The sequence below is a fragment of the Sediminimonas qiaohouensis DSM 21189 genome (genome assembly GCF_000423645.1).
Classification (GTDB): Bacteria; Pseudomonadota; Alphaproteobacteria; order Rhodobacterales; family Rhodobacteraceae; genus Sediminimonas; species Sediminimonas qiaohouensis.
Window position 1 is genome coordinate 85,911 of the sequence record NZ_AUIJ01000010.1, and the last position, 12,890, is coordinate 98,800.

The following is a 12,890-nucleotide window of genomic DNA, read 5'->3' on the forward strand; positions in this document are numbered from 1 at the left end:
CGTTCAAATAGGGTGTTTGCCCGCAGCGCGAAAGGGGCAATGGCGGCGCGCGCCATACCCCGGGCGCACAACGATCCTGTGACACTATGGCTCACGGGCCACTCAAGGAACAAGAAACGGTTATCGCCACTCCCCCTGCGCGGAATAGAGGCGCGTAGCGCCGCCGCGCAGCGCCCGACCGCCCCCTCGGGCGGACGCTTTTGCAGGCGTACCAAATGATTGATAGCTAGGAGGTATTTGGCCGGCATAAAGCGCAATCCACACCCGTTGCTGCGCCCACCCGGCGGTCGGGCACCGCGCGCCGCCTACCGGGCGCCGTCCCCGGTGCCATCCATCTGCGCCAACGCGCCCAGCGTCACCGGCTTGAGCGGCGGGCGCACGCGCATATACCCCGTCTCATCCGGGGTCTGCCCGTTAGCCTGCGCCAGCAGCCCGGTCACCGACAGGCCGCAATACCGCCCTTGGCACGGCCCCATGCCGGGCCGCCCGAACGCCTTGGCCTGGTTTGGGCCAAGGCATCCAAGACGCGCATAGCCGCGTATGTCCCCGGCGGTGACCTCTTCGCAGCGGCAGATGATGGTGCTGTCGGCGGGCGCAAGCGCCTCGGCAAAGGGCGGATAAGCCGCGTCAAGAAAGGGGCGCACCGCGCGTTCGCGACCGCGCGCGCGCAGAAGCGGCGCCGCCAGCCTGTCGCGCTCACCTTCCGTTATCCGGCCAAGCTGCTCCACCGCCCTGAGCGCAGCAATCCGCCCCGACAGCTCTGCCACCACGGCGCCGCCGATCCCGGCCCCGTCGCCGGCGATCAGGGCCTCCGCCCCCTCGGCCCCGCCCCACGTGTCCAGCACCGGCGCAAAGCAATGCTGCGCCGCATCCCAGCGATGCCGCACCCCGATGGACCGCGCCGCCTGCGTGTTCGGAACCACACCGTGATGCAGCAAGACCGTGTCGCAGGCGATGCGGTGCGTCTTGCCCCCGCTTTGGCAGATCACAGCCTGGGCGCGGTCCGTGCCCTCGATCTCGATCCCGCGCGCCCCGGTATAGCGCGGAACTCCTGCGCGCCGTATTTCCGCTAGCAACCTCAACCCCTTGGCCAGGTGCCGCCAGCCGCGTAGCGCGCCGCCCATATGCCGGGCAGCGCCGGTAAGGTCATGCCGCGTCTGCGTCTCGATCAGGGCAACAGGCGGCGTGCCCGCCCGCACCATCTGCGCCGCCACGAGATACAAGAGCGGCCCGCACCCCACCAGCACCGCCCGCCGCGCCAGCACGCCCGATTGCTTCAAAAGGATCTGCCCCGCCCCGGCGGTCATCACCCCCGGCAGGGTCCAGCCCGGCACCGGCATCGGCCGTTCAAGCGCCCCGGTCGCAAGGATCAGCCGCCCCGCCTCGATCTGCGCGGCGCACCCACGCCGGGTGTAGCTGACGCGGCCCTGCCCCTCGATCGCCCAGACCTCGGCGCCGTCTATGTGCGTGATCCCCGCCGCGCGCAATTCACCGCTAAGGCGCGCACCATGCAGGTAATCGCGGCCCAGGATCGCGGCGCGCGCCGGCCCGGCCCGATCCACGTCGCGGTAGATCTGCCCGCCGGGGCGGCTTTGCTCGTCCAGCACCGTAACCGACGCGCCGTGCCCCGCCGCGGTCGCGGCGGCGGCCATGCCGGCAGGTCCCGCGCCGATGACCACCACGTCACTTCGCTGCATCGTCCGTCCCCTTCGCCGCCTCAGCGCCAGGGCGCACGATCTCAAGCTCGTCCACCACGTCGATCATGCAGGCCTGCCGCACCACGCCGTCGATCTCGACAAGGCAGTCGAAACAGGCGCCCATCATGCAAAACGGCGCACGCGGCGCGTCTGAGACGGGCGTGCGGCGAAACACCCGCACCCCAGCCGCAAGCAACGATGCGGCAAGGTTCTCGCCCTCGGGCAGCTCGAACCGCTCCCCCTCGAACGTGACCCCGACGCGGGGCTTCTCTTCCAGCTCAAGAAACGGCGAAACGGTCTTCACTGAACACCTCCAGGTCCGGGGCCGCGTCCGTCCGTTCAAGCCAATCGGGCAACAGGCGGGCATGCGCGGCGGCAAGCGTGATGCCACTGTGACAGGTAACCAGGAAGGCGCCCGGCATCTCGCGGCTTTCCTGGTAGATCGGCAAGCCATCGGGCGTCAGAACCCGCAGCGCGCCCCAACTGCGCACAAGCTGCGCCCGCGCCAGCGCCGGATAGGCGGCGATCGCCTCAGCCGCCAGCCCCGAAAGACCGGGTTGCGTGACGCCGTCATCGTGCCCGACCTCTTCGTTGGTCGCGCCGATCTGGATGCCGCCCTCGTCCACCTGCCGCGCAATAAGCGACGGGCGGTTGATCATCTTCGGCAGCTTCTCGGTGATCAGGACCTGCCCGCGTTGCGGCCGCACCGGCGCCCTGAAGCCCAGCATCGGACCAAGCGCCGCCGCGCCAAGCCCCGCCGCCAGGATCAGCTTTTCGGCGCGCACCTCGGCCCCGTCCGAGCAGCGCACGCAAAACCCGTCCGGCTTCGTCACCCCGGTCACGGTTTTCCCGTTCAGGACAACGCCGCCCCGTTGCCGCACCCCGGCGGCCAGCGCCATCAGCAGGCGCAGCGGATTCACATGCCCATCCTGGTGATGCAGGATCGCGCCGACCACCTTGGGCCCGATATGCGGCTCTTCCTTGCGCAGGGCATTGTGACCCAGCACATCATAGGGATAATCGCCGCCCAACTCGGCCTTCAACGCCTCGTATTTCCGGGCGGTCGCCTGCAACGTCTCTTCCGAGAAATGCAGATCATACCCGCCCTTTTGCTCAAGCGCCGCATGGTGCCCCGTCTCGTCGCCCAGCGTATCGGCAAACTCTGCCCAGATGCCCGCCGATTGCTGTGACCAGCGCGCATAGCGCGGCTGTTCCATGCCCTTGGACTGCACCCAGACCAGCCCGAAATTTCCCCGGCTGGCCCGAAAAGCCCCGTCGCCGCCATCCACGACGATAACGCGCTTTCCGCGTGTCAGAAGGCCCCACGCGATGGACAGGCCAACAACGCCGCCGCCGATGATGGCATAGTCCGCCTGCATCGCTCTGCCCTTTCCCTTGCCTGATCTGCCTTGTGCAGGGGCCGCGCCGCGCGCCGCCCCCACACGAGGCGCGCGCGTTACTTGCCAAGCTTGTCGAGGATCCCCTGGCCCCATTCGGCGCCGACATCCTCAAGCACGACCGGCCACACATCGGCCCGGACCTTTTCGGCCATCGCCTCAAGCTGCGCATCGCTCAGGTCCACGACATTGGCGTCCAGCTCATCGGCAAGGCGTTGCTCCCACTTGCCCTGATCCTCTTCCGCCACGGTCCAGCGGGTTGCCTCGAAATCCTTCGCCGCAGCCTTCAGCGCCGCCTGGTCGTCCTCATCCAGCGCCGCCAGCGACTCGTCCGAGACGATCATGTACCAAACCTCGAAATGGGTGTTGGCGGGGATGTAGGCCTTGGTCACATCGCGAAACGAGGCATAGTAGCCTTCGGCGCCCGACCCGATCACGCCATCAACAACGCCGGTTTGGATCGCGGTGAACGCCTCGGAAAACGGGATCGGCGACGGGATATAGCCCAGCGCCTCGCCGGTAAGCTGGAACGACTTGATGCCGGGCACGCGCACCTTGATCCCCTTGTCCTCGACCGAGCCGGGCGAGACGGGATCGGTATTGAGCGATATGCCCCCGAAATACACCGGGTACGCGGCCAGCATGGTGATGCCCTGCTCGGCGTAAAGCCCGGCCATCACCTCGCGCACAACGCCGTCGGGGCCGTAGATTTGCCGCGCCTCGTCCCAGTTGTTCGCGAGATAGGGGAACGAGCTGATCTGCATCCGCCGCTCGGCGCCGGTGGCGGCCGGTTGCGTCGCCATGTCGATGGCGCCGACGCTTACGCGCTCCTGCACAGTGGTGTAATCGCCAAGCGCGGAGGCGGGAAAGACGTTGATCGACACGTCGCCGCCCGTCGCATCGGCCACCTGTTCGGAAAAGGCGCGCAATTCCTTGTCGATAGTCGCATCTTGCGGGCGCACATGGCTCATCTTCAGGTCGGCCGCGCCGGCCATGCTCCCGATGGCGACAAGGGCCGCGGCCGCGGTGCTGGTCAAAAGGTGTTTCATTGTCTTTCTCCTCTCGGTTGGTTGGTTTCTTGGTTGGTTGGTCTCTTGGTTGGTTTTGGATGCGCTCAGTAGCCGAACAAACGCGGCAAAAAGAGCGACAGATCCGGCCAAAGCGATGTCAGGAACACGACCGGCACATACCCGGTCAGGATCAGGATCATCGCTGGCGGAATGACCTTGGTCACCTTCACGTTGCCGATGCGCGCGCCGAGATAGAGGATCGAGGCATAGGGCGGCGTCACCCCGCCCATCGCCGTGTTGACCCCCATGATCGCGGCGAACTGCACCGGGCTGACCCCGATCGCCTGCATCAGCGGCAGCAACAGCGGCGCAATCAGGATGATGGCGGTGACGTCGTTCACCACCATGCCCACGAGAAACAGCAGGATGTTGATGAAAATCAGCAGCAAAACCTTGTTCTCGGTCACCTGGAAAATGGCGCTGACCATTTTCTGCGGGATCGCCTCGTAGACGAACATCTGGCTCAGGATCATCGAGAACAGGATCATCAGCATGATCGCGCCCACCGCCGTTGCCGCCTCTTTCCCGGCGTATAGGAAACTGTCCCATGTCAGCCCGCGATAGATGAAAAAGCCCACCGGCACCGCGTAGATGACCGAAATCGCGGCGGCCTCGGTCGGGGTCATGATCCCGCCATAGATACCGCCAAGGATGATGATCGGCATCAGCAGCGCAGGCGTCGCGTTGAACCCGTTGCGCGCGACCTTGCTTGTCAGTTCGGAAAAGCTGGGCTTGTCATCAAGGACTAGGTTGAACTTGCGGCTCATCCACAGGTTCATGGCCGAGAAATTGAACATGATCAGCAGGCCGGGCCCAAGCGTCGCCAGGAAACAGGCCAGTATCGAGGTGTCGGTCACCCAGCCATAGACGATCATCGTGACCGATGGCGGAATGAGCAGGCCCAGGATCGACGAATTGGCAATCAGCGCCGTGGCATAGGCCCGCGGGTAGCCGCGCTTTTCCATTTCCGGGATCAACAGCGGGCCAATCGCCGCGATACCGGTCAGGCCCGAGCCGGAAATCGCCCCGATGATCGCGCAGGACACCGCCGCCACCACGCCCAGCCCGCCGCGCACATGCCCGATGAACGCGTTGACGAACCGCAGCAAACTGGCCGCGATACCACTGGCCGACATGATCGTCCCCGCCAGCACGAACAGCGGGATCGCCAACAGCACGGGATTGCCAAGCTGTTGCACGCCCCACAGCATCATGCCCTTCATGGTCACGCCGCCAAGGAAATACATCACCATCAGCGCCCCGCCGAAACAGTAGGGCAACGGCACACCAAGCGTCAGCGTGATCACCAGAACGGCGATGGCCAAAAGCGCGATCTCGATCATTTGGGGGCTCCAGTGCCGCGCAAGGCCTTGATGTGACGAACCAGGTGCGCCGCCGTGTAAAGCATCATCAGGCCCAGCCCGATCACCAGCGCCACGTCGGAATAAAACGTCGGGATATAAAGCGTCGGGCTTTCCTTCCAGACACGCCATGCGTAGCCTGTGAACTCCCACGCCCAGACAAACAGCCACAGACCGACGGCAAGGCTGATCACCTCGCCCACGATCGCAAGGATCGTGTGCCCCCGCGGCGTCTTGATCGCGATCTCAAGGACATTCGCGCGGATATGCGTATCCTCGCGCGAGGCGTTCACCGCGCCCAGAACATACAGCCATATCGTCGGGTACAGCATAGTCTCCTCAAGCCCCATCACCGGGATCTGCAGGACGTAGCGGGTGATCACCTGCACGAACTGGCCCAGCGCCACGAGACAGATCAGCCCCGTCAGCAGGTATTTCGAAAACGTGTCCATCAATCCTCCCGTCCGGTGCCACGAAAGCGCCGGTTGGGGGTGATTTCACTGGACAGGGCTTATAAAATCAATTTCAAAATATCTTTAACTTGATAAATTAGCCTTATGGGGGCGCCATGAATATTTCCCTTCGCCAGATCGCAACCTTCCGCGAGGTCATGCGCAGCGGATCCATCTCACAGGCCGCGCGCACGGTGATGCGCACCCAACCGGCGGTCAGCTCGATGATCTCCACCCTCGAAGAGGAGCTGGGCTTCAGCCTGTTCACCCGCGAGCATGGCAAGCTGACGCCGACGCCCGAGGCGCATTTTTTCCTCGAGGAATGCGAGGCGATCCTCGATCGGCTGGAACGCACCGAACGCACCATCAGCCAGATCCGCGCGCTAGAGGCCGGCAAGCTGCGGATCGCCTGTCACCCGGCCGCATCGGGGCTATTTATGCCGCGGCTGTTGACCGATTTCCTCGCCGGGAAGGACGATTTGGATGTCGAGCTTATCATGCGCTCCTCAAGCGTGATCGAGGACATGATCGCGTCGCAGCAATACGATCTGGGCTTTTCCGAAACGCCGATCCCCCGCGCCTCGATCGACCAGACCGATTTCGACCTTGAATGCGTCTGCGTCCTGCGCGCCGACGACCCGCTTGCCCAGCTCGATGAAATCGTGCCCCAGGACCTCGACGGCCGGCCGATGGCCGTGCTTTTCGAGAACCACGCGACCACGATGCAAACCGCCTCCGTGTTCGAACAGGCCGGCTGCACCCTGAAAAAGCGGGTCGAGCTGCGCACATCGCTTCCGGGGCTGCAATTCGTCTCGGCCGGGGTGTGCCACATGATCTGCGACATGATCACCGCCTACAGCTACATCGTCCAGGGCCGCGTCGACGACAACCTTGTCGTGCGCCGCTTCCGCCCCCTGATCAGCAACAGCGTGTCGATCCTGACGCCCGGATACGCCACCAGGTCGCTCACGACGCAGGCGCTCTCGGCGCATCTTGAGCAGTCGATCCGCGAGATGCAGACAACGATGGCCACCGCGATCAGCAGCGGCGCACCCTAGCCGACGGACCTGCCGCGCGGGCCGGAATAGGCGCGATCGACCCTAGCTATGCGCAGCTCGTAATGGGTGTACCAGCGCTCAATTCCCATGCGCTGCGCGACCAGGTGCCTGGCATCTTCCTTCCACCGGGCGATGCTTTCCTCGCTGTCCCAATATGAAACGGTGATCCCGAAGCCCGTCTCGTCGCGGGCGCTCTCGGCGCCGAAACAGCCTGGCTGCTGCAGGGCCAACTCAAACATCTTGTCGCCCATCTCGGCGTAGCCATCATCATCATCGGCAAGCTGGCTGCTGAAGATGACCGCGTAATGATGATCGTTCGGTGCCTTGGCAAATCGCTCGCTCATGGTATCGCCACCCTCGTTGTTTGGCTGTTTGGAGCATACAAACGGACGCAAAACAACGGTATCGCCTGCCTTCGGGGTCGCCCGAAGCCGCGCAGCGTCCCGTTGACGCGATAGGACAACTGTCCTAATCTCACCTCAAACCACCCGCGACACTGGCCCATACCCATGCCCACACACTCCACCCGGGATATTATCGTCGAAAAGGCGGATGCCCTTTTCTACCAAGGCGGATTTGAGGCCACCTCTTTTGCCGACATCGCCGCCGCCGTGGGCATCTCGCGCGGGAATTTCTATCATCATTTCAAGACCAAGGACGACATACTCGATGCCGTCATCGCGCGCCGGATGGAACGGACGCGCGCCATGCTCGACGCTTGGCAGGACGCCAGCGAAGGCCCGCGCGAACGTATCGTGTGCTTCATCCGGATACTGATCACCAACCGCACCAGCATCATGGCCTACGGCTGCCCGGTCGGCACGCTGTGTTCCGAACTGGCCAAGCTGGACCACGCGGCACAGGGCCGGGCGGCCGACATATTTGGCCTCTTCCGCGACTGGCTCACCGCGCAATTCCGGGCGCTTGGCGCGGCCGACCGGGCCGGCGCGCTGGCGCTGCATCTTCTGGCGTGGTCGCAGGGCGTGGCAGTCCTGGCCGCGGCATTGCGGGACGAGGCGTTCATCCACGCCGAAGTTGCCGGGATCGAACACTGGCTCGCCTCGCACCCGGATCTTTCCCAACCGACATGACCCCAACATGACCAAGGAGCACCGATGTTCATCACCTTCCTGAAATTCGCGGAAAATCGCGCCGCCGCGCCGGACTACATGACGGCGCATAACGACTGGATCGCGCAGGGCTTTGCCGATGGCGTCTTTCTTTGCGCCGGTGCGCTCTTGCCCGGCGCGGGGGGTGCGATCCTTGGCCATGGCGAAAGCCGCGCCGCACACGACGCGCGCATCGCCGCCGACCCGTTCGTGGCGCAAGGGATCGTGACCGCCGAAACCCACGAGATCGACCCCAAGCGCACGGTCTCCGCCCTCGATTTCGTGAAGGCCGGGGCATGAGCGCGACAGTCCCCGGCCCGGACGGGCGCCCGCGCTGCGCCTGGTGCGCCGCCGCGCCCGAGTTCTTCGCCTATCACGACCGCGAATGGGGCTTCCCGGTGACCGATGACATACGCCTGTTCGAGAAGCTGTGCCTTGAAAGCTTTCAGTCGGGCCTGAGCTGGCGCACGATCCTGGCCAAGCGCGAGAATTTTCGCGCCGCCTTTGCCGGGTTCGATTTCCGAAAGGTGGCGCAGTTCGACGAGGCGGACGTGGCGCGGTTGCTGGCGGATGCGGGCATCGTCCGGCATCGCGGCAAGATCGAGGCGACCATCAACAACGCCCGCCGCGCCTGTGAGATCGCCGAAACCGAGGGCTCGCTCGCGGCATACCTCTGGCGGTTCGAGCCCGCGGATGACGGCGCCGCGCCGCAAAGCCGCTCAACCTCGCCCGCGTCCGAGGCATTGTCGAAAGAGCTGCGCAAACGTGGCTGGAAATTCGTCGGGCCGACCACCGTGTTTGCCTTCATGCAGGCGATGGGCCTGATCAACGATCACGCCGAGGGCTGCGTCCTGCGCCCCGAGGCAAAGCGCGCGCGCGAAAGGGCCTCCATCCCCTCATGACGGTTGGCGGCTGAAGGCGGGGGGCGGTCATACGTGGCCGCCCCCGCCCGGTACGCGCGCGAAACGCGCAGGGCGAACGGTTGAGGCACCGCGCGGGGGCTTCAAGGGATCGATGCGCTCGCCCGCAGGCTCAACCGGCGCGCTTCATACCCTTTCAACCATCAACTATATGAAATATAACGCCTAACCCCCACAGTGGCACACCCTCACCCCCGCCGCCGTCCCGGTAGCACCGACAGCGCCACACCTCCCAGCACCACGGCCGAGGCCGCCGCCACGCCCCAGCTCACCCCTTCGCCCAGCAGCAGCACCCCGCCCGCCAGCGCGATCACCGGCACGCTGAGCTGCGCCGCCCCCGCCGCCGAGGCCGCCAATCGTGGCAAAACGGCATACCAAAGCGCGTATCCCAGCCCCGATGTCACCGCCCCCGACAGCACAGCCAGCGCCGCGCCCTGCGCCGTCACGGCCGCCCCCTGCCCCATCATCGCAAGGCTCAGCGCCGCGCCTATCGGGGTGGCCAGCACGAAATTCGCCGCCGTCCCCTGCAGGGCATCGCCGCTGCCCCGCCCGGCCAGCGAATATAGACCCCAGCCCACGCCAGCCGCCGCCATCAGCAGCCCATGCAGGACACTGACCTGCACCGGCCCGACCGGCCACAGCAGCCACACCAGACCAGCCAGCGCCAGCCCAGCCCCGATCAGGCGCCGCGGCGGCACCGCCTCTTGCCCGATCACCGCGCCGGCGAACATCGTGATCTGGACCACCCCGAACAGGATCAGCGCCCCCAGCCCCGCATCAAGCGCCACGTAGGCGGTGGAAAACCCGTAGATATAGACCACCAGCGCCGCGACCCCCACGGCGCGCCCCGCCCCGCCAAACCGCAGCCCGCCGCGCAGGAGCAGCGACAGCACCGCCAGCATCACCGCCCCGGCAGCCAGCCGGATGGTGCCGAAACTGATCGCGTCGATCCCGCCCCCCGACAGTGCCAGCCGGTTCAGGATGGAGTTGGCGGCAAACGCGGTCATGGTCAGGGCGGTCAGTAAAAACAGGCGCATCAGGGGTCCTCGAACGCGGCAGGATAAATCAGTGTCTCTTGCGGGGTATCGTCGCCGGGACCGGCCAGCAATGTATGCGCGACCGGATAGGGCGTGCTCAGCCGCGCCGCGCGGGCCGCGCTGAACCCCGCCCGCTGGTAGAATTCGACATCGCCCAACACCACCACGTGAACCCCGCTCAGGCGGGCCCACTCGGCGATCATCCCCACCAGCCGCGTTCCCAGCCGCTGCCCCTGCGCCTCTGGGTCGACGGCCACCGGCGCCAAGCACAGCCATCCCTTGGGTGCCCGCATCGCCGACAGCGCGGCATAGGCCATCACCTGCCCCCCGGTCGGAATCACCATTTCGCCGGCGATCGCGCCGGCCTTGCGCAGCCGCGCGACCAGGCGCGCCTCGTCCTGCCCGCCAAAGGCGCGGCGCAGCAGGGCATCGACCTGACGTTCCTCGCCGCGGCGCATCTCGCGCATGAAGCCGGGCATTGATCGCATGGTTGGGTCTCCGGGCCGGTGCTTGAACAAGAAAAGGGGCCGCCCAATGGGCGACCCCCTCGTGATAGCACGTTCGTGCGGATGATTACATCATGCCGCCCATGCCGCCCATGTCGGGCATGCCGCCGCCGGTGCCACCGCCAGAGCCCTCTTTCTCGGGCTTGTCGGCGATCATCGCCTCGGTGGTGATCAGCAGACCCGCGATGGATGCGGCATCCTCAAGCGCGGTGCGCACCACCTTGGCCGGGTCGATCACGCCATAGGCAAACATGTCGCCATATTCGCCGGTCTGCGCGTTGAAGCCGAACTTCAGGTCGTCGCTTTCGCGGATCTTGCCCGCGACAACGGCGCCGTCGACACCGGCGTTCTCGGCGATCTGACGCAGCGGCGTTTCCAGCGCCTTGCGCACGATGGCGATCCCTGCGGTCTGGTCCTCGTTGGCACCAGTTAGACCCACAAGCGCCTTGGCCGCCTGAACCAGGGCGACACCGCCGCCCACGATGATGCCTTCCTGAACCGCGGCGCGGGTTGCGTTCAGCGCGTCATCGACGCGGTCCTTACGCTCTTTCACCTCGGTTTCGGTCATGCCACCGACCTTGATCACGGCAACACCGCCGGCCAGCTTGGCCACGCGTTCCTGCAGCTTCTCGCGGTCGTAGTCGCTGGTGGTTTCCTCGATCTGCTGACGGATCTGTGCGACGCGGGCTTCGATTTCGCCCTTCTCGCCATTGCCGTCCACGATCGTGGTTTCGTCCTTGGTGATGTTGATCTTCTTGGCGCTGCCAAGCATGTCCATCGTGACGTTTTCCAGCTTCATGCCCAGGTCTTCGCTGATGACCTGGCCGCCAGTCAGAATCGCGATGTCCTGCAGCATCGCCTTGCGGCGATCACCAAAGCCCGGCGCCTTGACGGCAGCGATCTTCAGGCCGCCGCGCAGCTTGTTGACCACCAGGGTAGCCAGCGCTTCGCCTTCGACGTCCTCGGCGATGATCAGCAGGGGCTTCTGGCTCTGGATCACCTGCTCCAGCAGGGGAACCATCGGCTGCAGGCTGCTGAGCTTCTTCTCGTGCAGCAGAACAAGGCAGTCGTCCAGGTCGGCGATCATCTTGTCGGAGTTGGTCACGAAGTAGGGGCTGAGGTAGCCGCGATCGAACTGCATGCCTTCGACAACGGTCGTCTCGGTCTCAAGACCCTTGTTTTCCTCGACGGTGATCACACCCTCGTTGCCGACCTTCTGCATCGCGTCCGCGATTTGCTGGCCGATCTCGGATTCGCCGTTGGCGGAGATGGTGCCGACCTGCGCAACTTCGGCGCTGTCGCTCACCGGGCGTGCGGCGTCCTTGATCGCCGCGACAACCTTGTCGGTGGCCATGTCGATACCGCGGCGCAGATCCATCGGGTTCATGCCGGCGGCAACCGATTTCATGCCTTCCTTGACGATGCCCTGTGCCAGGACCGTCGCGGTGGTGGTGCCGTCGCCGGCCTCGTCATTGGTGCGGTTGGCCACTTCCTTGACCATCTGCGCGCCCATGTTTTCGAACTTGTCTTCCAGTTCGATTTCCTTGGCGACCGACACACCGTCCTTGGTGATCCGCGGCGAGCCGAAGGATTTGTCCAGAACCACGTTGCGGCCCTTGGGGCCCAGCGTCACCTTGACGGCATCGGCCAGAACATTGACCCCGCGCAGGATCTTGTTGCGGGCCTCGGTGTTGAACATCACGTCTTTTGCAGCCATTGCGCTTGCTCCTGAATGTCAGAATTGTTGAGAAAGGAACCGGGGCTCGCTTACGCGAGGATACCCATGATGTCGCTTTCCTTCATGATCAGCAGCTCTTCACCCTCAAGGGTGATCTCGGTGCCCGACCATTTGCCGAACAGAACCTTGTCGCCCGTTTTCACGGCCATCTCGATCCGTTCGCCGTTGTCCTTGCGCGCGCCATCGCCCACGGCAACGACTTCGCCTTCTTGCGGCTTTTCCTTTGCAGTGTCGGGAATGATCAACCCGCCTGCGGTTTTCTCTTCGCTCTCAACGCGGCGGACAAGCACGCGGTCATGCAGCGGTTTAAATGCCATCTCTGAAGCTCCTTGGCTCAAAGTTTCCCTGATCTGGTCCGGCTGGACCTGTTAGCACTCGTCACACCCGAGTGCTAACGGCGCATAGCTAGGGAGTTCGCCGCGGGCTGTCAACTGCCGATAGGGGCGAAATCCGCCGACGCGCTGCGGGCGCCGCTGGCGGCAGTCGCGCCGCAGCGCAGCAAAAAAGCCACAACCCCGCGTTTCGCCCGCGCCACGCGGTCGTGA

The 12,890-nt window shown here is 65.1% G+C and carries 15 protein-coding genes; 4 read left to right on the forward strand and 11 right to left on the reverse strand.

Annotated features, from left to right (window positions below):
* Positions 1–305: 305 nt before the first annotated feature.
* From G568_RS0110235 to G568_RS0110260, 6 genes are all read right to left on the reverse strand, one after another.
* Complete coding sequence (locus G568_RS0110235) at positions 306–1,697, reverse strand: FAD/NAD(P)-dependent oxidoreductase (protein WP_026757945.1); 1,392 nt, start codon at positions 1,695–1,697, stop codon at positions 306–308.
* Positions 1,684–2,001: a (2Fe-2S)-binding protein gene (locus G568_RS0110240; protein WP_026757946.1), complete on the reverse strand. Its 318-nt coding sequence runs from the start codon at positions 1,999–2,001 to the stop codon at positions 1,684–1,686. Before G568_RS0110240 ends, G568_RS0110235 begins: the two co-directional genes overlap by 14 nt.
* Positions 1,976–3,076, reverse strand: a complete 1,101-nt coding sequence (locus G568_RS0110245) for an NAD(P)/FAD-dependent oxidoreductase (protein ID WP_026757947.1) — start codon at positions 3,074–3,076, stop codon at positions 1,976–1,978. Before G568_RS0110245 ends, G568_RS0110240 begins: the two co-directional genes overlap by 26 nt.
* 77 nt (positions 3,077–3,153) lie before the next feature.
* Positions 3,154–4,143 (reverse strand): TRAP transporter substrate-binding protein DctP, encoded by a 990-nt coding sequence (gene dctP / locus G568_RS0110250; protein ID WP_026757948.1) that lies wholly within the window; start codon positions 4,141–4,143, stop codon positions 3,154–3,156.
* A 65-nt stretch (positions 4,144–4,208) separates the two neighbouring features.
* A complete protein-coding gene (locus tag G568_RS0110255) occupies positions 4,209–5,507 on the reverse strand; it encodes a TRAP transporter large permease (RefSeq protein WP_026757949.1) in 1,299 nt (432 codons plus the stop codon).
* Entirely contained in the window at positions 5,504–5,977 is a 474-nt protein-coding gene (locus G568_RS0110260) for a TRAP transporter small permease (protein ID WP_026757950.1), read from the reverse strand. The genes G568_RS0110255 and G568_RS0110260 overlap by 4 nt, the downstream gene beginning before the upstream one ends.
* 116 nt (positions 5,978–6,093) lie before the next feature.
* Here G568_RS0110260 and G568_RS0110265 point away from each other — a divergent pair, with 116 nt between their 5' ends.
* A complete protein-coding gene (locus G568_RS0110265; protein WP_026757951.1) occupies positions 6,094–7,035 on the forward strand; it encodes a LysR family transcriptional regulator in 942 nt (313 codons plus the stop codon).
* Here the strand turns inward: G568_RS0110265 and G568_RS0110270 are convergent.
* Complete coding sequence (locus G568_RS0110270) at positions 7,032–7,379, reverse strand: antibiotic biosynthesis monooxygenase family protein (RefSeq protein ID WP_026757952.1); 348 nt, start codon at positions 7,377–7,379, stop codon at positions 7,032–7,034. The genes G568_RS0110265 and G568_RS0110270 overlap by 4 nt on opposite strands.
* A gap of 165 nt (positions 7,380–7,544) precedes the next feature.
* Here G568_RS0110270 and G568_RS0110275 point away from each other — a divergent pair, with 165 nt between their 5' ends.
* Genes G568_RS0110275 through G568_RS0110285 form a run of 3 tightly spaced genes read left to right on the forward strand, consistent with a single transcriptional unit; the run spans position 7,545 to position 9,046 of the window.
* Positions 7,545–8,126, forward strand: a complete 582-nt coding sequence (locus tag G568_RS0110275) for a TetR/AcrR family transcriptional regulator (RefSeq protein WP_026757953.1) — start codon at positions 7,545–7,547, stop codon at positions 8,124–8,126.
* A gap of 24 nt (positions 8,127–8,150) precedes the next feature.
* The gene (locus tag G568_RS0110280) at positions 8,151–8,444 is read left to right on the forward strand and encodes a YciI family protein (RefSeq protein ID WP_026757954.1); all 294 of its coding nucleotides are present in this window, start codon (positions 8,151–8,153) and stop codon (positions 8,442–8,444) included.
* Positions 8,441–9,046: a DNA-3-methyladenine glycosylase I gene (locus G568_RS0110285; protein ID WP_026757955.1), complete on the forward strand. Its 606-nt coding sequence runs from the start codon at positions 8,441–8,443 to the stop codon at positions 9,044–9,046. Before G568_RS0110280 ends, G568_RS0110285 begins: the two co-directional genes overlap by 4 nt.
* A 206-nt stretch (positions 9,047–9,252) precedes the next feature.
* Here G568_RS0110285 and G568_RS0110290 read toward each other — a convergent pair whose 3' ends face one another.
* The 4 genes from G568_RS0110290 to groES form a co-directional block, all read right to left on the reverse strand.
* Positions 9,253–10,101 carry a DMT family transporter gene (locus G568_RS0110290; protein ID WP_026757956.1) on the reverse strand — a complete coding sequence of 283 codons (849 nt, stop codon included), beginning with the start codon at positions 10,099–10,101 and terminating at the stop codon, positions 9,253–9,255.
* Positions 10,101–10,589 (reverse strand): GNAT family N-acetyltransferase, encoded by a 489-nt coding sequence (locus G568_RS0110295; RefSeq protein ID WP_245582928.1) that lies wholly within the window; start codon positions 10,587–10,589, stop codon positions 10,101–10,103. The genes G568_RS0110290 and G568_RS0110295 overlap by 1 nt, the downstream gene beginning before the upstream one ends.
* A gap of 85 nt (positions 10,590–10,674) precedes the next feature.
* Entirely contained in the window at positions 10,675–12,324 is a 1,650-nt protein-coding gene (groL, locus tag G568_RS0110300) for a chaperonin GroEL (protein ID WP_026757958.1), read from the reverse strand.
* A 50-nt stretch (positions 12,325–12,374) separates the two neighbouring features.
* Positions 12,375–12,662, reverse strand: coding sequence for a co-chaperone GroES (gene groES / locus G568_RS0110305; protein WP_026757959.1), 288 nt, complete (start codon positions 12,660–12,662; stop codon positions 12,375–12,377).
* Positions 12,663–12,890: the final 228 nt, after the last annotated feature.